This window comes from Arthrobacter sp. NQ7 (assembly GCF_029581595.2).
GTDB lineage: Bacteria > Actinomycetota > Actinomycetes > Actinomycetales > Micrococcaceae > Arthrobacter > Arthrobacter phenanthrenivorans_B.
This window is the reverse complement of sequence record NZ_JARFXU020000011.1, coordinates 98,482-116,973: the sequence shown is the minus strand read 5'-3', so window position 1 is coordinate 116,973 and position 18,492 is coordinate 98,482. Positions and strand designations below refer to the sequence as shown.

Annotated in this window: 18 protein-coding genes, 1 pseudogene and 1 riboswitch; of the genes and pseudogenes, 13 read left to right on the top strand and 6 right to left on the bottom strand. The window is 65.8% G+C overall.

Features of this window, described 5'->3' with window-relative positions; all coding sequences use genetic code 11:
- Positions 1 to 28 precede the first annotated feature (28 nt).
- Together PUN71_RS13240 and PUN71_RS13235 are read right to left on the bottom strand one after the other, a co-directional pair.
- Complete coding sequence (locus PUN71_RS13240; RefSeq protein ID WP_277798788.1) at positions 29 to 1,468, bottom strand: short-chain fatty acid transporter; 1,440 nt, start codon at positions 1,466 to 1,468, stop codon at positions 29 to 31.
- Between the two features lie 57 nt (positions 1,469 to 1,525).
- Positions 1,526 to 2,242 carry a CoA transferase subunit A gene (locus tag PUN71_RS13235; RefSeq protein ID WP_043451215.1) on the bottom strand — a complete coding sequence of 239 codons (717 nt, stop codon included), beginning with the start codon at positions 2,240 to 2,242 and terminating at the stop codon, positions 1,526 to 1,528.
- 164 nt (positions 2,243 to 2,406) lie between these two features.
- Here PUN71_RS13235 and PUN71_RS13230 point away from each other — a divergent pair, with 164 nt between their 5' ends.
- Positions 2,407 to 3,204: an IclR family transcriptional regulator gene (locus PUN71_RS13230; RefSeq protein WP_277798787.1), complete on the top strand. Its 798-nt coding sequence runs from the start codon at positions 2,407 to 2,409 to the stop codon at positions 3,202 to 3,204.
- 112 nt (positions 3,205 to 3,316) lie between these two features.
- On the opposite strand, the gene nadE is transcribed toward PUN71_RS13230, so the two are convergent.
- The gene (gene nadE / locus PUN71_RS13225; RefSeq protein ID WP_277798786.1) at positions 3,317 to 4,171 is read right to left on the bottom strand and encodes an NAD(+) synthase; all 855 of its coding nucleotides are present in this window, start codon (positions 4,169 to 4,171) and stop codon (positions 3,317 to 3,319) included.
- Positions 4,172 to 4,246: 75 nt separating this feature from the next.
- On the opposite strand from nadE, the pseudogene PUN71_RS13220 reads away from it, so the two are divergent.
- The 5 genes and pseudogenes from PUN71_RS13220 to PUN71_RS13200 all read left to right on the top strand — a co-directional run.
- A pseudogene (locus PUN71_RS13220) lies at positions 4,247 to 5,494 on the top strand (FAD-dependent oxidoreductase); the annotation flags it as partial.
- Positions 5,495 to 5,542: 48 nt separating this feature from the next.
- On the top strand, positions 5,543 to 6,127 hold the full coding sequence (gene pyrE, locus PUN71_RS13215) for an orotate phosphoribosyltransferase (RefSeq protein ID WP_277798814.1): 585 nt from the start codon (positions 5,543 to 5,545) through the stop codon (positions 6,125 to 6,127).
- A gap of 223 nt (positions 6,128 to 6,350) precedes the next feature.
- A complete protein-coding gene (locus tag PUN71_RS13210; RefSeq protein WP_277798785.1) occupies positions 6,351 to 7,097 on the top strand; it encodes a GAF and ANTAR domain-containing protein in 747 nt (248 codons plus the stop codon).
- An 82-nt stretch (positions 7,098 to 7,179) separates the two neighbouring features.
- Complete coding sequence (locus PUN71_RS13205) at positions 7,180 to 7,800, top strand: hypothetical protein (RefSeq protein ID WP_277798784.1); 621 nt, start codon at positions 7,180 to 7,182, stop codon at positions 7,798 to 7,800.
- Positions 7,801 to 7,868: 68 nt separating this feature from the next.
- Positions 7,869 to 8,909, top strand: coding sequence for a thioesterase domain-containing protein (locus tag PUN71_RS13200; RefSeq protein WP_277798783.1), 1,041 nt, complete (start codon positions 7,869 to 7,871; stop codon positions 8,907 to 8,909).
- Here PUN71_RS13200 and PUN71_RS13195 read toward each other — a convergent pair.
- The gene (locus tag PUN71_RS13195) at positions 8,906 to 9,742 is read right to left on the bottom strand and encodes an HAD-IIA family hydrolase (protein WP_043451206.1); all 837 of its coding nucleotides are present in this window, start codon (positions 9,740 to 9,742) and stop codon (positions 8,906 to 8,908) included. The two genes, PUN71_RS13200 and PUN71_RS13195, sit on opposite strands and share 4 nt — an antisense overlap.
- A gap of 72 nt (positions 9,743 to 9,814) precedes the next feature.
- Here PUN71_RS13195 and PUN71_RS13190 point away from each other — a divergent pair, with 72 nt between their 5' ends.
- The 3 genes from PUN71_RS13190 to PUN71_RS13180 all read left to right on the top strand — a co-directional run bounded on the left by PUN71_RS13190 (position 9,815) and on the right by PUN71_RS13180 (position 12,096).
- Positions 9,815 to 10,471: a TrmH family RNA methyltransferase gene (locus PUN71_RS13190; RefSeq protein WP_277798813.1), complete on the top strand. Its 657-nt coding sequence runs from the start codon at positions 9,815 to 9,817 to the stop codon at positions 10,469 to 10,471.
- A 182-nt stretch (positions 10,472 to 10,653) separates the two neighbouring features.
- Positions 10,654 to 11,673, top strand: coding sequence for a class II fructose-bisphosphate aldolase (fbaA, locus tag PUN71_RS13185; RefSeq protein WP_277798782.1), 1,020 nt, complete (start codon positions 10,654 to 10,656; stop codon positions 11,671 to 11,673).
- Entirely contained in the window at positions 11,674 to 12,096 is a 423-nt protein-coding gene (locus PUN71_RS13180) for a DUF3151 domain-containing protein (protein WP_043451201.1), read from the top strand.
- Between the two features lie 149 nt (positions 12,097 to 12,245).
- Here PUN71_RS13180 and PUN71_RS13175 read toward each other — a convergent pair whose 3' ends face one another.
- Together PUN71_RS13175 and PUN71_RS13170 are read right to left on the bottom strand one after the other, a co-directional pair.
- Complete coding sequence (locus PUN71_RS13175; RefSeq protein WP_277798781.1) at positions 12,246 to 12,878, bottom strand: uracil-DNA glycosylase family protein; 633 nt, start codon at positions 12,876 to 12,878, stop codon at positions 12,246 to 12,248.
- 199 nt (positions 12,879 to 13,077) lie between these two features.
- Positions 13,078 to 14,286 carry a cobalamin-independent methionine synthase II family protein gene (locus PUN71_RS13170; protein ID WP_277798780.1) on the bottom strand — a complete coding sequence of 403 codons (1,209 nt, stop codon included), beginning with the start codon at positions 14,284 to 14,286 and terminating at the stop codon, positions 13,078 to 13,080.
- A 10-nt stretch (positions 14,287 to 14,296) separates the two neighbouring features.
- Positions 14,297 to 14,401: riboswitch (SAM riboswitch) on the bottom strand.
- Positions 14,402 to 14,658: 257 nt separating this feature from the next.
- Here PUN71_RS13170 and PUN71_RS13165 point away from each other — a divergent pair.
- The 4 genes from PUN71_RS13165 (at position 14,659) to PUN71_RS13150 (ending at position 18,389) form a co-directional block, all read left to right on the top strand.
- Positions 14,659 to 15,366 (top strand): SipW-dependent-type signal peptide-containing protein, encoded by a 708-nt coding sequence (locus tag PUN71_RS13165; protein WP_277798779.1) that lies wholly within the window; start codon positions 14,659 to 14,661, stop codon positions 15,364 to 15,366.
- Positions 15,367 to 15,485: 119 nt separating this feature from the next.
- Complete coding sequence (locus PUN71_RS13160; RefSeq protein WP_277798778.1) at positions 15,486 to 15,998, top strand: S24/S26 family peptidase; 513 nt, start codon at positions 15,486 to 15,488, stop codon at positions 15,996 to 15,998.
- 232 nt (positions 15,999 to 16,230) lie between these two features.
- The gene (locus tag PUN71_RS13155) at positions 16,231 to 16,728 is read left to right on the top strand and encodes a hypothetical protein (protein ID WP_277798777.1); all 498 of its coding nucleotides are present in this window, start codon (positions 16,231 to 16,233) and stop codon (positions 16,726 to 16,728) included.
- Positions 16,725 to 18,389, top strand: a complete 1,665-nt coding sequence (locus PUN71_RS13150; RefSeq protein WP_277798776.1) for a choice-of-anchor G family protein — start codon at positions 16,725 to 16,727, stop codon at positions 18,387 to 18,389. Before PUN71_RS13155 ends, PUN71_RS13150 begins: the two co-directional genes overlap by 4 nt.
- The last annotated feature ends 103 nt before the right edge of the window (positions 18,390 to 18,492 follow it).

Sequence of the window (18,492 nt, the reverse complement as noted above, 5' to 3'; positions counted from 1 at the left end):
GGCTTCTCCTTGATCTTGTTAGCTGTACTCAGTTGGGTATTACCGGCGGCACGAACTCGAACGTCATCCCCAGCAGCCAGGCGAGCAGCAGGACCACCGGGAGGTGGAACAGGAACTGCTGGAACGTGAAGCCCACCAGGTCCCTGGCGCGCAGGCCCAGGACAGCCAGCAGCGGCAGCATGAAGAACGGGTTGATGAGGTTGGGCAGGGCCTCGGCCATGTTGTAGATCTGGACAGTCCAGCCCAGGTTCATGTTGACGTCCGTGGCGGACTGCATCACGTACGGCGCCTCCACCAGCCATTTGCCGCCGCCGGACGGGACGAACATGCCCAGGAGGGCCGTGTAGAGGGCGATGATGACCGCGAATGCGCCGTTCCCGCCGATGCTGGTGAAGAAGTGCGCCAAATGCTCGGATACCGAGAGGCCGCCGGCGCCGGTGGCCTTGGTCAGGATGGCCGCCATCGCGGCATACAGCGGGAACTGGACCAGGATTCCTGCGGTGGCAGGAACAGCCTTGCTGACTGACTGGAGGAATTTGCGCGGCGTCCCGTGCAGCACCAGCCCCAACATCAGGAACACCAGCAGGTAGCCGTTCAGGGAGCTCACAACGCTCAGGATGGGCAGGGTCAGCAGCTGGGACACCAGCCAGCCCAGCGTCAATACCCCTGCCAGGATGGGGAGGACCCTGCTGTATTCGAGCCACTCGCCGGGCCGGGATTTTTCGGCCGGCGGTTCGGGCTGGTCGTCAAGGTCGACGCCGAGATCGGCAGCCGTTGTGACGGCACCACCGGTGGGGGCAGAGAAGTGCGCGATGACCGTGGTCAGCAGCATCAGGATGGCCAGCGTCAGCAGGGACTGCCAGGTGAAAATGGTGGTCCCGAAATCCAGGACGCCGGTGATTTTCAGCAGCGCCGGCGGAATGGAGGCCTTGGTCGCCTGGAGCTGGGCGGCCGAAGAGGACATGCCCAGCGCCCAGACCGCGCCGAGTCCCATGAAGGCCGCGGCGCCGAGTGCCCGGTAGTCCACGTGCAGGTCCTTGCGCCGTGCCACGGCCCGCGCCAGGAGACCGCCGAAGATCAGGCTCAGGCCCCAGTTGACGAAGGACACCGACATGGACAGGACCGCCACAAAGCTGACCGCGGAGCGCGCCGAACCCGGAACCTGGGCCAGCCGCTCAATCAGCCGCGCAACCGGTGGGGAGGTGGCCACCACGTAGCCGGTGAGCACCACCATGGCCATCTGCAACGTGAAAGCGGTGAGGTCCCAGAACCCGTTGCCGAAGGAATCCACCACCGCCTTGGGCGAGGCGCCGATGGCCAGCGCCGAGATGGCCACCAGCAGTACGCCGGCAAGGGCAAAGATGTAGGCATCCGGGAACCACTTCTGCGTCCAGCCGGCCAGCGTTTCCGCCATCCGGGCCAAACCTTTCTGGCGGACATCCTGGGTGTTGAGCTGCGTGGCAGTCATAGCGGTGATCTCTCCATCGAGTGTTTGGGGCTGCGGCGTCGGGTTCGGCGGCCGGGGTCAGGCGGAAACGAGCCCGGCCCGCTGCCGCACGGTCCGCTGCTCGATGTCCTTCACCCGGTCCGTGGCCTGGACCAGCCGCTGGACGAAGACGCCCGGGGTGACGATGTGGTTCGGGTCCAGGTGACCGGCTTCGACGATGACTTCCGCCTCCGCGATGGTCAGGATGCCCGCCGTGGCCACTACCGGGTTGAAGTTCCGGGCGGTGTAGCGGTAGATCAGGTTCCCATCGGTATCCGCGGTGTGCGCGTGGACCAGTGCGACGTCGGCCCGGATGGCACGCTCCTGGACGTACTTTTCGCCGTCGAAAACCTCGTGCGGCTTGCCTTCGGCAACCAGGGTGCCCACACCGGTCTTGGTGTAGAAGGCGGGAATGCCGGCGCCGCCGGCCCGGAGCCGTTCAGCCAGGGTGCCTTGCGGCGTGAACTCCACCTCCAGCTTTCCGGCGAGGTACTGCTCCGCGAACAGCTTGTTTTCACCCACATAGGAGGCGATGACCTTGCGGACCTGGCCGGCCTCGATCAGGATGCCAAGACCCTTGCCGTCCACGCCCATGTTGTTGGAGACCACCGTCAGGTCCCTCACGCCGGAATCGCGGACAGCCTCGATCAGGTCAGCCGGAATGCCGCTGAGGCCGAACCCGCCCACCGCGAGCGTGATGCCATCATGCAGGGCCCCGTCCAGGGCGGCGGCGGCAGAGGCCTGGAGTTTCGTCATGTCGTCTCCTCATCGAGTACGCGATTGTCCACTTTGTGGACGTGCAGAATCTGAGTTTGGAGCCTACGGGCGCTGTGACAGAGGTGTCAAGAAAGGCGATGAAGGAACTTATAGTATGGACACGAGGGTCTGAAGCATCCACATTATGGACATATGGAGGGGTTATGGCGACGGCACCGGTTCAGGGCGCCCAGGTGGTCACGCGGATTGCGGGACTGCTCCGCCTGGTGGGCAGGAGTGCGGAGGGCATGCCGCTCCAGCTGCTGGTCCGGGAATCGGGGCTGACCCGCCCCACCGTCCACCGGCTCCTGGCCTCGCTGGCCGCCGAAGGGCTGCTGGACCAGGACCCCGTCACGGGCAATTGGGTGCTGGGCCCTGAAGTCCTGCTGATGGGATCCGTTGCCTCGGCCCGGTTCCCCATGGAGGACATCGCGCGGCCCAGCCTTCGGCGGCTGGCCCAGGCCACCGGTGAGAGCGCCTTCTTCTCCATCCGCCGGGGCGCCGAAACCGTGTGCCTGTTGCGCGAGGAGGGCAGCTTCCCCGTCCGGTCCTTCGTGCTCCATGAGGGCGTCCGGTTCCCGCTGGGGGTGGCCTCCGCCGGGACCGCCATCATGGCGTTCCTGCCAAAGAGCGAGCAGGAGGAGCTGCTGGGCCGTTGGCCGGAGCATGCGGGCTCCTTTTCCGCAAACCACACCCCCGAACGGGTGCGGGCCAACCTTGCCCGGACCCGCCTGGCCGGCTACTCCGTGAACCCCGGGCTGGTCCTGGAAGGAAGCTGGGGGATGGGTGCGGCGGTGTTCGACCGCACCGGGAAACCCTCTTGGGCCCTGTCGCTGACCGGCATCGAACCGCGCTTCAAGCCGGAACGGCAGGAGGAGCTGGGCGGCCTGCTCATGGCGGAGGCCCACCGGATCACGCAACAGCTGGGCGGAGGCAGCGACGGCGGGCGGCGGACCCGCTGAGCCTCCCAGGCTGTGCACGGAAACGACGACGGCGCGCTGCCCCTTTCCGGGGCAGCGCGCCGTCGTCGTTCCTGCTGAAGCGTGTGGAGTCTCCCTTTATGCGGAAGGTTTCCTAGAGTCCGGCGCGGGGCTCCTCAGGCCCCTGGGTCTTCCACCAGGTGTCGAAGATGGTTACCGGCACGGTGCGCTTGTGGCGGGTGCGGAGGTATTTCTGTTCGATCGACTCTGCCACGGCGTCGGGAACCTCCCGGCCTTCGAGGTAGTCGTCGATCTGGTCGTAGCTGAGGCCCAGTTCGTCCTCATCGGTGCGGCCCGGGCGGTCATCCAGCAGGTCCGCCGTGGGAACCTTCTCCCAGACGCGGGCCGGAGCGCCGAGCTCGGCCAGCAGGGCACGGTTCTGCCGCTTGTTGAGGCCGAACAGGGGGAGGATATCGGCGCCGCCGTCGCCGTACTTGGTGAAGAACCCGGTCACTGACTCGGCGCCGTGGTCCGTGCCGATCACGAGGTAGTTGTGCTCACCGGCGAGGGCGTACTGGGCGATCATGCGGGTGCGGGCCTTGGTGTTGCCCTTGTGGAAATCGGAGATCTCAGAGCCCACGGTCTTTTCGAACTCGTCCTCAAAGCCGTCCACCGCAGCCGAAATGTTGAACGTCCACTCCGTCTTGGCCTTGATGAAGTCCAGTGCCGCCTGGGCGTCCTCCTCGTCGTGCTGGACGCCGTAGGGCAACCGGACGGCCACGAAGTTGGCCTCCACGCCTTCGGCCTCGAGCTCCTCCACGGCCAGCTGGGCAAGCTTGCCGGCAAGGGATGAATCCAGGCCGCCCGAGATGCCCAGGACAAAGCCCTTGGTCTGGGTTGCCTTCAGGTATTCCTTGAGGAACGTGACGCGTTTGCGCACCTCCCCTGCGGGATCGATCCGGGGCTGCACGCCCATTTCTTCAATGATCTTGGCCTGGAGTTCGCGCATGCCAACCAGCCTAGCCAGCAGTGTCAACACTGCTCAACTGTTCCGGCCGGGACATGCCGGGCGTAGCGTAATGGCATGGAGCGGACGGGGTGTGCCGTGGTAGGCGGCGGACCGGCGGGAATGATGCTGGGCCTGTTGCTGGCGCGCGGCGGGATCCGCGTGACGGTCCTGGAAAAACACAGCGACTTCCTGCGGGATTTCCGCGGTGACACGGTCCACGCGTCCACAGTGCGGTTAATCGATGAACTTGGCCTCGGCGCCGGTTTCCGCAGCCTGCCCCAGAGCCGGCTCACCAACGTGGCCGTGCCGGTCCCCGGCGCCGGGATGGTTACCCTGGCAGCCTTCGATACCCTGAAGCCGCCGTACAACTACGTGGCCATGATGCCGCAGTGGGACTTCCTGGATTTCCTCGCCTCGGCTGCCGCCGCCGAACCGACCTTCACCCTGCTGATGGAGGCCGAAGCCACCGGCCTGGAGTTCGACAGCGGACGTGTCACCGGGGTGCGCTTCCGTGGCCCAGGCGGGGAGGGTGAACAGCTGCTGCCCGCCGACGTCGTGGTGGCCGCGGACGGCAGGCACTCCGTGCTCCGCCAAGCGGCAGGGATGCGCGCAACGGAGTACCGGGTGCCCTTCGACACCTGGTGGTTCAAACTCCCGCGCCGTGCGTGGGAGCAGGGCGAGGTGGCCGGCGTCGTTCCCTCGCTGGGCGACCGGGACGCCATGATTGCCCTCAACCGCAGCACCTACTACCAAATGGGATACCTCGCCCCCAAAGGCTCGGACGCGGCGATCCGTCGCAACGGCGTTGAGTGGTTCCGCCAGCGCGTGGCGGCCCTGCGGCCCGACCTCGCCGACCGTGTTGAGGCCATCAGCAGCCTTGACGACCTGCACTGGCTGGACGTCAGGCTCAACCGCCTGCGGCGCTGGTACGTCGATGGATTCCTGTGCATCGGAGATGCCGCCCACGCGATGTCACCGGCGGGCGGGGTGGGAATCAATCTGGCCATCCAGGATGCCGTGGCAGCCGCGGAACGGCTGGTTCCCGACCTGCGCCGGGGACAGGTGCGGACCAGGACCCTCGCGGCAATCCAACGCCGGCGCCACCTGCCAACGGTGCTGGTGCAGGCGGTGCAGCGGATCCTGCACCGGGCGGTGTTCGTTCCGCTCTTCGCCGGGAAGTTGTCCGGTGACATGCTCGCCGGCACCGGCGGCCGCCGGTTTCCCCTCCCGCGGGTGGCGTTCTTCGTCCTGCGCCACAATCCCGTGGTCAAGCGTCTCCTGCCGCGGATCATCGCGATCGGGCCGCGTCCCGAGCACGCCCCCGGGTTTGCCCGCCCGTTGACCGTCCACCCACCCACTAAACTTGAGCCCATGACTTCGCCCACCCAGACTGCCGCCAACACCGCAGCTGCCCGCGCCCGACTGCTCGAACTGATCAAGGAACTCGCCGTGGTCCGCGGCAAGGTAATCCTCTCCAGCGGGGCGGAGGCCGATTACTACATCGACCTGCGCCGCATCACGCTGCACCACGAGGCGTCCAAGCTGGTGGGCCAGGTCATGCTGGCGCTGGCAGACGACGCCGGCATCGACTTCGAGTGCGCCGGCGGCCTCACCATGGGGGCCGACCCCGTCGGCACAGCCGTGATGCACGCCGCCGCAGACGCTGGCCGGACCGTCGACGCGTTCGTGGTCCGGAAAGCCCAGAAGTCCTACGGTATGGGCCGCCAGGTGGAGGGTCCGTCCGTTGAGGGCCGTAAGGTCCTTGTCCTGGAGGACACATCCACCACCGGCGGTTCGGCTCTGACCGCGGTGGAAGGCGTCCGCAAGGCCGGCGGCAATGTCGTGGCCGTGGCCGTGATTGTTGACCGCGATACCGGCGCCAAGGAAAAGATCGAAGCCGAAACAGGTGTTCCGTACCTCTTCGCGTTCGGCAAGGACGAACTGGGACTCTCCTGATCCAGGCCGCTTTCCGGGCGCCGGCGGTTTGGCGTCGGCGCCCGGCCGAACCGGTGCCCGGCTGGCCGGCAATAAAGGGCCAGGGCTCCGTGACACTGCTCCGTGACGCCCAGGAGCCGGGGCTGCGCCACTGGTGCTGGTCGGGCGTTCAAGGCTGCCATATCATTGGGATAACCCGTTCAGCACTTGGAGACCGTGTACCTTGCTCCCCCCAGAACAGCCCTTGAGCGCAACCGATCAGATCCAGAACCTCATCCTGGACAGCGCTGATTTCGAAAATTTCCTCAACGAACTGGCCCGGTTCTCCGCCCACCAGATGGCGGGCGACGGCGATGACGCCCTCTGCGGCATCACGCTGCTGCGCGACCGCAAGGCAGCAACCATCGGCTGGAGCAGTCCTTCTGCCCGGGAAGTCGACGAAATCCAGTACTCCCTGTCCCGGGGACCCTGCCTTTCGGCCGCCAAGGAAGAGCGCGAAGTTTACGTTCCGGACTTGTTCCAGGAGGACCGGTGGGGGCCCGACTACGCCGCCGCCGTTGCCTCCCACGGGCTGCGGTCAGTCTTGTCCCTGCCCTTCAACCTGCAGGGCGAGGCAAAGGCCGCGCTGAACCTCTACTCCGATGTCCCGCGCAAATTCGACGGTCCTGCAGCGGCCCGGGCCAGGGACTTCACCCGCGAAATCTCACAGGCCCTGCGCCTGGCCGTGCGCTTTTCGCTGCACGCCGACAGCGCGTCCAACCTGCGTGCCACGCTTGAATCCCGGACCACCATCGACATTGCTGTTGGCATCGTCATGGCGCAGAACCGCTGCAGCCAGGAGGCCGCGGTACAAATCCTGACCGAGGCGTCCAGCAACAGCAACACCAAACTGCGGGACGTCGCCAGGTCCATCGTGGACTCGGTGGGAGGTGCCGGCTCCCGCACGTTTTACCAGGAACCGGGGAAGGTCAGCCCCGGCACAAGCGCCTGAGGTCCGGGTTGTGCCGGGACTCGGGCGGGGGTTACGCTTGCGGAGGTTGAGCCGTCGGCCATAGACCTCTTTTGGAGTACCTATGGACCGCGCATTAGACGCTCTCGTCAATCTCGATGTTCCTGCAGACATCGTCCGGATCGAAGTCCGGGGGACCCTTCACCACGATTCCCGTGCTGAACTGGTCCACATCATCCGCCGCGTCCGGAGGATGGGGATGCGATGCCGCATCAGCGTCGACCTGTCCCAGGCGGCGCTGATCGAATCCTCCGCGCTCGCCGGCCTCCGCCACGATCTCAACGCAGTGGACTGCGGTTCCCTGCTGGGAGCCGCCTCCGCCGGAGTCTCCCTCCAGCTCGCGCCCGGCGCCCGGGACTGGGCCATGGAGGACACGTCCAGCCGCCGGCCGCTGGCGATGGACGACGACGTCACGGAACTCTTTCCCGGCGCAGACCTTCCAGGCGGGTTTCCCCAGCTTCCCATGATGTGGATCGAGAGGCTGTACGGCCGCCCGTTGACCGAATACACGGATGAGGAACTGCTGCTGGCCAGTGACGCGCTTTTCGCGCTGCTCGATACCCCGCAGGCGCCGGATGGCGCGGACCTTTTGGGACGCTACAACGACATCGGGCTGGAGATCCACCGCCGCCGCCAGCAATCCGAGGCCCCGTTCCCGGCCGCCGGAGGGCAGGCCGCCTGCTGAGATCCGGTTAACCTAACCTTTACCCGTCCCGTTGCGGCGGCAGGTTTGGCTGGGCTTACGGTAGGAATGTGCCGTATGAGGGGGAGGTCAGTCCGCAGGGCCGGCGCGCGGTTTCCGACGCCCGGCTGCTGTCGGAGGCTGCTGCCCTGAAACGCTTCTCCCGGCGTACCTTCCTGGCCGGAGCCGGGGCGTCCGGGCTGCTCGCTGCGGACATGATCGTCACCCGTGAGGTGCAGTCGCAGCGCCGCTCCACACGGATCCTGCCTGTCGCGGACGACTTCGCCGACGCCTACTATCCGGACGCCAGCTGGTTCCTTTTCCCCGGTTACAAGACCAGCTGGGAGGAGGCCCAGTGGATCCTCAACACGCTCCGGGGTGCGCTGAACAAGCGCGCCCGGCTGGCCGCCGTCGGGTATTCCAACCTGGGGTTGAACGTCACCGAGGTGGTCAACGCCATCACCGACTACGTCACAGCGGAGAAGATCACCAAGCTGTTCTTCTACGGGCACAGCTTCGGAGGCATGCTCGCCACCCAGGTTGCTGCCCGGCTCCTTGCGCTGCAGGGGCTGCAGGTGCAGTTCATCGTGCTGGACTCAAGTCCCTACAGCGCCCACGACGTGCTGGACCAGAGCTGGTTCGACGGCGTGGTGTTCCTTTATGAGCGCGGCGTCCGGTTCCCCTCCACGCTGCGCGGCGGGTACGAACTGGGGGAGCGGATCATCCACAAGGACGAGCGGAGCTGGCGGCAGATCCTGGACCAGACCCTGGAACAGCTGTCCCCGATCGCGCCGTCCAGCGTGCTCATCCAGACCGAGTCCGCCTACATCTACCACTTCGAGGCCAGCCAGTTCGCCGGGAAACTGGGGACCGCGAAGATGGCGTACATCGGCAATCCAAAGGACCGGACCGTGGACTACGAAACCGCAGCGGAAACCTGGGCGGTGGTGTTCAAGGACAACATGGTCTCGAGCAACCTGCAGACCACCGGTGCGTCACCCGCCCATGCCAGCCCCGGCTGGAACCCGCAGATCTACCGGCCCCTGGTGACGGGGCTGCTGGACGAGTACTTCCCCCTGCCCCGGGGCGGCTCCCGGGTCAGCATCTTCTAGATCTGGTTCTTCAGGTCCGCCACCGAGTTCAGCACCTGGTTGGGGCGGAACGGGTACGCGGCAATATCGTCCTTGTGCGTGATGCCGCTCAGGACGAGCACGGTGTGCAGGCCCGCCTCCATGCCCGCAATGATGTCCGTGTCCATCCGGTCACCGATCATGGCGGTGGTCTCGGAATGCGCGTCGATCTGGTTCATCGCGGAGCGGAACATCATGGGGTTCGGCTTGCCCACGATGTAGGGTTCCCGTCCGGTGGCTTTGGTAATCAGGGCGGCGATCGCTCCGGTGGCCGGCATCGGGCCGTCCTTGGACGGGCCCGTGGCATCCGGGTTGGTCGCAATGAACCGGGCGCCGGCCAAGATGAGGCGGATCGCGGTGGTGATCGCCTCAAAGGAGTAGGTCCGCGTCTCGCCAAGCACCACGAAGTCCGGGCTCTGGTCGGTGAGGATGAAGCCGGCCTCGTGCAGCGCCGTCGTCAGCCCTGCCTCGCCGATGGTGTAGGCGCGGTTCCCGGATTCCGAACCGCCTGCGGACACCTGGTCCTTCAGGAACTGCGCAGTGGCAAGGGCCGAGGTCCAGATGTTTTCCTCGGGAATCTCCAGCCCGGATGCGCGCAGGCGGGCGGCCAGGTCGCGCGGCGTGAAGATTGAGTTGTTGGTCAGAACCAGGAACCGCCTGGAGGTGTCCACCCAGCGCTGGATCAGCTCCGCCGCGCCCGGGATCGGCTGGTTCTCGTGGACCAGGACGCCGTCCATGTCCGTCAGCCAGCACTCAATTTCCTGGCCGTTGCGGTAAACCGCCGGGTTGCCTGCCACCTGGTCTTCTTCTGCCATGCCTGTCCTCCACGTGATGATGGTTGCCCGAATGCTCCAGTCTAGTGTTGAAGGGTGAACCAAACGCCCGGAATGACCGACGAACCGCACCACGAGCCCGGGGAGGCCGAATCCGCAAAGGCGGAGGTCGGCGTCGGGCCCTGGGAAGGGGAACTGCCTGAAGGCGACCACTGGGACCCGGACCTGCTGGCGGACGGCGACCGGCGCAACGTGCTGGACAAGTACCGGTACTGGAAACACGAGGCGATTGTTGCCGAGCTGGACTCCCGGCGGCACAACTTCCACGTGGCCATCGAGAACTGGCAGCACGACCTGAACATCGGCACCGTGGTGCGCACCGCCAACGCCTTCCTCGCCAAGGAGGTGCACATCATCGGCCGGCGGCGGTGGAACCGGCGGGGGGCGATGGTCACCGACCGCTACCAGCACGTCAGGCACCACCCCACCGTCGGGGACTTCGTGCAGTGGGCGCAGGGGGAGGGGCTGGCCATTATCGGGATCGACATCTTCCCGGATTCGGTGCCCCTGGAGACCTACGAATTACCCCGTGACTGCGTGCTGGTCTTCGGCCAGGAGGGCCCGGGGCTGACCCCGGAGGTCCACCAGGCCGCCGTCGCCACCCTGTCCATTGAGCAGTTCGGCTCAACCCGGTCCATCAACGCCGCCTCCGCCGCCGCGATCGCCATGCACGCCTGGATCCGCCGGCACGTCTTCGACCAGCACGTGTAGCCAGACCTGCGGGTGGCGGGCCCACTCCCGCGGGGTTCCCTGGCCGAGCTTGCGAGGCCAGGGTGCGGGTGGGGCGTAACCCAGAGCACTCCCGGCCCGGGAATGGCTAGGATGGTGCCAAGCCGTAAGCGGTCTATTTGAGGGTCATCCACCCACAGACGAAACTCAGCAGAGGAGCCAGCATGCCCATTGCAACCCCAGAGATCTACGCCGAGATGATCGACCGCGCGAAGGCGGGCGGCTTCGCCTACCCGGCCGTGAACGTCACGTCCTCGCAGACGCTGAACGCCGCACTGCGCGGCTTCGCCGAAGCGGAGTCCGATGGCATCGTGCAGGTGTCCACCGGCGGTGCCGCCTACTGGTCGGGCGCCTCCACCAAGGACATGGTTGCCGGTTCCCTGGGTTTCGCGGCTTTCGCCCGCGAAGTGGCCAAGAACTACGGCGTCAACATCGCCCTGCACACGGACCACTGCCCCAAGGACAAGCTGGACGGCTTCGTCCTGCCCCTGCTCGAAGCCTCCGAGGCTGAGGTCAAGGCAGGCCGCAACCCGCTGTTCAACTCGCACATGTGGGACGGCTCGGCAGAGACCCTGCAGGAGAACCTGCGCATTGCCCGCGAGCTGCTGCAGCGCACCGCCGCCGCCAAAATGATCCTCGAAGTTGAAATCGGCACCGTCGGCGGCGAGGAAGACGGCGTCGAGAACGCCATCAACGACAAGCTGTACACCACGGTGGAGGACGCCCTGGCCACCATCGACGCCCTGGGTTCCGGCGAGAACGGCCGTTACATCACGGCCCTGACCTTCGGCAACGTGCACGGTGTGTACAAGCCCGGCGGCGTGAAGCTCCGCCCGGAGATCCTCAAGGACATCCAGGCGCAGGTTGGTTCCAAGATCGGCAAGGAGAACCCGTTCGACCTGGTCTTCCACGGCGGATCCGGCTCCTCCGACCAGGAAATCGCCGACGCCGTCTCCTTCGGCGTGATCAAGATGAACATCGACACGGACACCCAGTACGCCTACACGCGTCCCGTGGCTGACCACATGTTCAAGAACTACGACGGCGTCCTGAAGGTTGACGGCGAAGTGGGCAACAAGAAGACCTACGACCCCCGGGTGTGGGGCGCCTCCGCCGAAGCCGGCCTGGCAGCCCGCGTGGTGGAAGCCACCAAGCAGCTCGGCTCGGCCGGAAAGACCTTCTAAATGTCGGACGAGTTCCGCCGGAACCTGATGGGGCCGGAGCCCACGCTCCTGCCTGCCGAAACAGAGGTATACGGGCAGCTCGAGGCCGGGCACGAAGCCCTGGACCTGGTGGAAAAGCACCCCACGTCCTCGCTCCTGTGGGCCATCCTGGCCGAGGAAGCGTGGACCGAGGGCCGCACCATCGACTCCTACGCCTACGCCCGGGTGGGCTACCACCGCGGACTGGACGCGCTGCGCCGCAACGGCTGGCGCGGCGTTGGTCCCATTCCCTGGGAGCACGAGCCGAACCGCGGCTTCCTGCGTGCCCTCTACTCCCTGGGCCGGGCCTCATCGGCCATCGGCGAAGCTGACGAGCCGGAGCGGATCGAGAAGTTCCTCAATGACTCCGACCCCAAAGCCAAGGCGGCCATCGAAGGCTCCTAGATCCCCACCGCCTCCCTGGCGTCGACTCGCTCAGCCAGGGAACCCCCGGCGGCGGAGGCCCCTCCAGATGGACGACGGCGGCCGGTCACCTTTCACATGAAAGGGGACCGGCCGCCGTCGTCCTGGCTATGAAGTCCGTCGAAACGTGGCTAGCCCTTGTTGGCGATGCCCGTGCGCGCCATGGCATCGGCGTAGGCGGCGCGCATGTCCTCGAGGTATTCCTCCTGGCGCGCCGGGGAGCCGGCGAAGGCGCGGCCGCTCAGGGACCGGACTTTGTAGGTCTTCAGGCCGCGGCGCCACAGCAGGGGCACTTCGGTCTTCAGCAGGAGGTTCGCCAGGCGGTTGGCTTCGGTGCCGTGCGCCACGATGACCGAGGCGCGGGGCACCAGGGCCAGGAACTTCAGCAGGGGCTTCAGGCCGGCCTGGATCTGGTCGGGAGTGAACTTGCCGTTGACTTCACCCGGGACATGCCAGGGGTGCATGTTCCACGGCATGACGAACTCGGGGCGCAGGCCCAGCTTCCACTGGATGCCGAGCATACGGGTGGCGGCGTCCTGGTCCCCTGCCGTGATGAACCCGGACTTGTCCGCCTCGCCGATGTTGGAGAAAAGGCTGATGATGCGGCATTCCTCCACGTCGTGCATGGGGTCCACGTAGGGAACCGTGGTTCCGGGCTTGGCTTCCCGCAGGGAGTCGCACAGTTCGTTGACGGCGGCCACGCTGGGTTCGTAGCGGCGGCTCATGAGCTGTTCGTGGAATGTTTCGGGGGCCAGGGCTGTCATGAAGGGCTGGTTCTCCTGCGGGGATTGGCATTGCTGCCGTCACCGAAACGGGCACGCGGGCGCGCGTCATGTCGGTGGCGGTTGGTTGGGGTGGGCCGGCTCCTGGCCGGCCTTGTCCAGTTTAGCAAGCCGCGGGAAGCGAAACGCCGGCCGTGCCTTCCGGTGATGGAAGGCACAGCCGGCGTTTCGGGCTTCAGTGCTACCAGAGATGTTTGGTGGCGCGGCGTGCGCCCTCGCCCAGGGCCTCCAGTTTGGCGAAGGCGATCTGCGGGTGGACGCGGCCGCCCAGGCCGCAGTCGGTGGAGGCGACGACGTTCTCGCGGCCCACGATGTCGGCAAAGCGGACAATGCGGTCTGCCACCAGGTCAGGGTGTTCCACCACGTTGGTGGCGTGCGAAACGACGCCGGGGATGATCGCCTTGCCCTCGGGGAGCCTGGTGTCCTCCCATACCCGCCATTCGTGTTCGTGGCGGACGTTGGCTGCTTCGAAGGAGTATGCGCCGGCGTTGACCTGCAGCACTGACCCGATGATGTCGGCAAGGGGGATGTCCGTGGTGTGCGGGCCGTGCCAGGAACCCCAACAGACATGCAGGCGGATCTGTTCCTGCGGGAGGTCGCGCAGCGCCCAGTTGGTGGCCTCAACGCGCAGCTGGATGAACTTCAGGTAGTCCTCCAGGGACGGTTCGGGGTTGATCTGGTCCCAGCTTTCGGCCAGGGACGGATCATCGAGCTGGACCGTGAGGCCGGCATCGATAATGGCCTTGTATTCCTCCCGCATGGCATCGGCACAGGCGTAGACGAGCTCCTCATCCGTCTTGTAGTACTCATTGGCCAGCCGCGCGCAGGAGCCGGGGGAGAGGGACGCAACGAAGCCGTCCGAGAGCCCGGCCGCAGCCAGTCCGGTCTTCAGGTTCCGGACGTCCGATGCCACCAGGTCCTGGCCGGTGTAGGTCAGGGGCCCGGTGATCTTGGGCTGGGCGACGCTCTTGCGGTGCGTGAGGATGCCGGAGGAGGGGTCGTTGTAGGCCTCGTTGAACGCCTGCCGGTCCCGGCGGTCCGGGAAGGAGGTCAGGACGATGTTGCCGGGGGAAGAGCGGTGCACCTGCGCATCGGCCCAGCGGTCCACATTCGTCGGCTCCAGGCCGCCCAGACGCGCAAAGGAGTAGTTCCACCACGCACCGTAATCCACGGAACTGGACATGGTGTGCCCGTACTCGCCGTCATTTGGGATGTCGATGCCCAGGTCCTTCTGGCGCTGCACCACGTCCACCACGGAACCTTCGAGGAGTTCCAGGAACCCCGGGGTAATTCCCTCGGCCTCCCTGGCGGCGTTGGCCGCGATAAGCTCCGGCGTCCGGGGCAACGAGCCGGCGTGGGTTACGCGGATGTGATCGGTGTTCAAAGACATGCTGGGTTCCTTTCCATCGGTCCTGGCAGTAGCACCTTCGGCCGGCGGCTGTGCTGCCGGACCGTGGTTGCTGCGGCGTCACTGAGCCAGGTCTCTTGGCCGCTCCGGATGGTTCACTCCCACCTAAAGCGACAGCAAGGCGGCGGGGCAAATCGGTTTCAGAATGTGGCGCGGCGCCGTCAGGGGCAGCGGGTCCGCCCCATTCAACCGCGGGAAAGCGGCCGTTGATAACATTTAATACACCGACTTGACTTTAATTAGTAAGTAATGATGGTGTAGAAACATCGGTCTTTTGGGGGAAATACCGATAATCCCCCATACCCGTGTCCCGGTTCTTACCGTTCGGGGTTTAATTCTAATTTGGGGGAAAGCATGGTTGAATCAACCAGCGCTAAGCCGCGCTCGCAAAAAGCTAATAAAGTCCGCGCCATTCTTGCCGGCGGGCTTGTCTTGGGGATCGGCGCGGCCTTCACACTGGCTGCGTGGACGGATAACGAGTGGGTCTTCGGCCAGAGCGAAAACGGCGGCGGCCCGGGCACTAAGGTGTACCAGATGCAGCAGAACACCTGGAGCGGCACCGGCGGCACCGAAGCGTGGAGTGATCAAGAGCTTCGTCCCGGTGGAGCGCTGACCTTCAGTGTCAACGCGGACGATCTGGTGCCCGGCAGCACCGTATACGCGCCTATGCAGCTGCGGGCGGTAGCGGGCTCCGAAGCCCTGGTTGCCAGCTTGACGGAGGCAGCTCAATTACTTCCGATTGACAGCGTCACCAACTCCTCCCAGCTCTACACGGCCCTGCGCTACGAGGCCAAGCAGGGTGTACCCAGGTCCTCATGCAACGCCACCGGCTTTAGTTCAGTACAGAACGGAAACATCGTGCCGGCAGGCTCAAATCTCAATACCATTTCCGTGCCCGGGGCAGCGACAAATATCAACTTGCCCAAGGGTGACAACGTGAACAGTGGCACCGCGGTGGATGTGTGCTTTGCCCTGACCCTTCCCACGGATGCCCCGGCAACGCTGCAGGGGATGAAGACCGTCCCGCTCTGGAAGTTCTCAAGCACTGTAGGCCTGCCGTAGCACCCCGGGTGGGGCGGATATTGGCCATGCCTAAGTCCGGGTTCCGGGCGGCGGGCGTGCCCTCCGGAACCCGGGTCCCGCCGGCTGTTCGAGGCGCGGCCAGGGGGCTCAGGGAGGTCTTGCTTTCCCTCGTTGCCCTGCTGGGACTGGCATGCATCCTCTGCCTGGTCCTCGGCTTTTTCTTCAAGGCGTCCTTCATCGTTTTCCGCACAGGATCGATGGAGCCGCTCTATCCGGTCGGAGCGCTGTCCCTGACCGTGCAGGTCACCGCCAAGGATCTCGTCCCGGGCGACGTCGTGTCGGTCCGCCGGGAAGCGGCGACCGCCCTCGTGACCCACCGCGTGGTGGCAGTTGACCCGCCCAGTGTGGAGGGGGCCACCGCATCGCTAAGGCTTCGCGGCGACGCCAACACGTCGGATGACCCTTTGCCCTACGAGGTGGCCACGGCCCAGAAGGTGCTGTTCACTGTTCCCGGCTTAGGAGCCTGGGTTATGGCTTCACGGGGGCCGGAGTTCCTGGGCGCAGCAACGCTCGCTGTGACGATGCTGGTGACATGGGCCTACTGGCCGCGGCATGGTGCAACTGGCCAGGTGGAGGTCGACGACGAACCCCCGGCGAAACCACAACAGTAAGGTCGTAATTGACATGGCGGGACCCAGCTTCAGGCACGTCGCAAGAGCCGCGGGGGTTATCGCAGTTCTGCTGGCCACCGCTGCGCCCGTCGCAGCGGTGGCTGACGAACCATTGGTGCCGGTTCCGGAGACGGGAGCGGCAGGTTTCCTTTCCCTTTCTTCGTCGGTGTATCCATTGGCCCTTCCTGCGCTTCAAGCAGGGGAGTCCTTCACTTGGCAGATTGGCGTTTCGGTGGACCAGCCCAGCGGTCAGTCGACCCTGCAGTTGACTGCTGATGGCGGGATCGCCGGCACAAACACTTACCTGGTTTCTGTGGACGAATGCGATGTCCAGTGGCAGGGGAGCAGCGGCCTGGGCGGGGATTTGCGCTGTCCCACCGGGTCCACACCGCGCATAGCGCCGGTGGCGCTGGCCGAACACCGGCAGGATGTGCTGGTTCCCTTGCGGGATCTGCGCGGCGGCACTTCACCCTACCTCCGCTTCATCCTGTCCCGGCCTGGGGGTTCGCAGGATCCGCGGGACACATCACTGACCTTGGGTATTGGAGTCACCGCTGCAGGCAATGACGACGCCGTGACCCCGCCGGCGAAGCGGCCGCCAGTACCGCTGGCGAACACAGGGGCAGCGGTGCTCCAGGGACTGCTGGCAGGCAGCGGCCTTCTGCTCCTGGGCGCGGCGGCCGTGGCGGCCGGCCGCCGAACCAGGGCCCGGACCGGGAGAACATCATGACAGCCCCACGCAGGAACCTGCGTCACCGCGCGGCCAGGAATCCGCGCACCTCCCTGGCGATAGCAGCGGCGGCTGCGGTTTCCCTGGTGGCGACCGCCACGGTCACCACGGCGGCGTGGGTGGACAACGAGTGGGCCACCGGCAGCGTAGGCGTTGGCTCTCCGGGGGACTGTGCCACCAACACGCTCTTCAGCGGCGAGGCATCGGCCACCCAGCTCACGGGGAGCGTCCTGGGCACGAACCTGAATTCCATAGCCGGAGTTGAGGGTCTCACCGTTACCAACGCCGACGGTGCGGCGTCACCGCTGCCGCTCACGGCTACTCCGGTGACAGGCGTTCCGGACGCCTTCATCAGTAAGCTGCCTGTCACGGCCCTTGGCACTAATCCGGTGACGGTGGGCCTGGGCCTGGGGCTCCCCGTGGGTGGCCTGGGCACCTACACACAGTGGGCCCAGGCCCTGGACAGCGGGCAAGCCCGTGCTGCAGCCGGGCTCGTCACCGACCAGTCCGGGGCCGTGGACGTGGGTGGAACTGCAGCCGGGGCTGCCACCGCGCCGCAGGCGGCCGCAATCTCGCTGGGAAATATCGTTCCCGCGTCACTGGCTGGCGTAACCCTCGACGTAGGTGCCGTGGCGTCCTCCGCGTCGGTCCAGGCATGCGGCATGATCAACGGCTGGCCTGCGTTGGCCGCGTCCCCAGGCTTCTCAAGGGAGTACGGGGTGGCAAGCCTTGACCTGGGTGCGGATGTCCCCGCCGCCGGTACGATCATGGACGCAACGAACACCGCGCTTGTTGGCGTGCCTACGCTGCAGGATCTGCAGAGCAACCTCATCAGTGCACTGAATACCGGAGTGCAGGAGGCGCTCGGATCTCTGGGCCTTGTCAGGACCACAACAACCGCCGCCGTCGTAGGCCTAGATCTCAGTCCGGTCCGTGCGCTGCTTGAACAGCCGCAGACCCAAGGCGCTGTGACGCTCAGCCTTGACACGGGCCGCCTGACGATAGATCTGGCCAGGCTTCCCGGCGCGGCTGCGCTGAGTAAGGGGCGGCCCCCGAACACTCCGGTGGTTCTGACGCAGGCCGACATCACGCAGTTGCAGGAAGACGTTCGATCGCTCCTTGCACGGGTCGCCACGCGGCTTGGGACCGCAGTCGATGCTGTGACAGTATCGGCGACCGTTAAGGCGAGTGTTGAAGTTCCGCTGGTTGGCACTGTCTTGGGGAGCACCGATATCCAGATCGCCGGAACCGTGGGGCAATACCGGGCGGGCACAGTGCAGCCCGCTATCACCGCCGTCGGGCTGGATCTTACGCCGTTGCTTAGCAACCTCGTGGGGGCGGTTTTGGGAGCTGTCACCACCTCCGTTGTGGTGCCATTGAGCGCAGCGGTGTCCAATCTGGACACGGCACTGGCACCCCTCATTGCGGGCGCCCGCGCCGATGCCGGGGCCATTCTGGATTCAGTGGGCGCCCTGGTGTCCATCCATGTCAACGTTCAGCCTGACCGGCCCTGGCCCGGGGTAAAACCCGCTGATGTGTCAGCCAAAGCAGGGGAATACAAAGTGTCGGCTGTAAGGATTGGCCTGATTAATGATCCGGAATTACTGAGTCTTTCGCTTGGCACTTCTTCCGCTGGGCCGGTTGGTTACCGGCCTTCGTAATTTGCGCCGGCGCGCGGGAACTTTCTTCCGTTATTAACCGTTATTAGCCCTGCTGCCGCTGAAAATAAGAAGTAAACAATTTTTGTCAATGTAATTGACCAAA

What these genes read in the sequence shown, in the direction of transcription:
- PUN71_RS13235 (WP_043451215.1), bottom strand. Translation starts at nt 2,242, where the DNA reads ATGACGAAACTCCAGGCCTCTGCCGCCGCCGCCCTGGACGGGGCCCTG.
- PUN71_RS13175 (WP_277798781.1), bottom strand. Translation starts at nt 12,878, where the DNA reads ATGACAGCCCTGGCCCCCGAAACATTCCACGAACAGCTCATGAGCCGC.
- PUN71_RS13150 (WP_277798776.1), top strand. Translation starts at nt 16,725, where the DNA reads ATGACAGCCCCACGCAGGAACCTGCGTCACCGCGCGGCCAGGAATCCG.
- PUN71_RS13165 (WP_277798779.1), top strand. Translation starts at nt 14,659, where the DNA reads ATGGTTGAATCAACCAGCGCTAAGCCGCGCTCGCAAAAAGCTAATAAA.
- fbaA (WP_277798782.1), top strand. Translation starts at nt 10,654, where the DNA reads ATGCCCATTGCAACCCCAGAGATCTACGCCGAGATGATCGACCGCGCG.
- PUN71_RS13190 (WP_277798813.1), top strand. Translation starts at nt 9,815, where the DNA reads ATGACCGACGAACCGCACCACGAGCCCGGGGAGGCCGAATCCGCAAAG.
- PUN71_RS13205 (WP_277798784.1), top strand. Translation starts at nt 7,180, where the DNA reads ATGGACCGCGCATTAGACGCTCTCGTCAATCTCGATGTTCCTGCAGAC.
- pyrE (WP_277798814.1), top strand. Translation starts at nt 5,543, where the DNA reads ATGACTTCGCCCACCCAGACTGCCGCCAACACCGCAGCTGCCCGCGCC.
- PUN71_RS13170 (WP_277798780.1), bottom strand. Translation starts at nt 14,286, where the DNA reads ATGTCTTTGAACACCGATCACATCCGCGTAACCCACGCCGGCTCGTTG.
- PUN71_RS13230 (WP_277798787.1), top strand. Translation starts at nt 2,407, where the DNA reads ATGGCGACGGCACCGGTTCAGGGCGCCCAGGTGGTCACGCGGATTGCG.
- PUN71_RS13180 (WP_043451201.1), top strand. Translation starts at nt 11,674, where the DNA reads ATGTCGGACGAGTTCCGCCGGAACCTGATGGGGCCGGAGCCCACGCTC.
- nadE (WP_277798786.1), bottom strand. Translation starts at nt 4,171, where the DNA reads ATGCGCGAACTCCAGGCCAAGATCATTGAAGAAATGGGCGTGCAGCCC.
- PUN71_RS13195 (WP_043451206.1), bottom strand. Translation starts at nt 9,742, where the DNA reads ATGGCAGAAGAAGACCAGGTGGCAGGCAACCCGGCGGTTTACCGCAAC.
- PUN71_RS13240 (WP_277798788.1), bottom strand. Translation starts at nt 1,468, where the DNA reads ATGACTGCCACGCAGCTCAACACCCAGGATGTCCGCCAGAAAGGTTTG.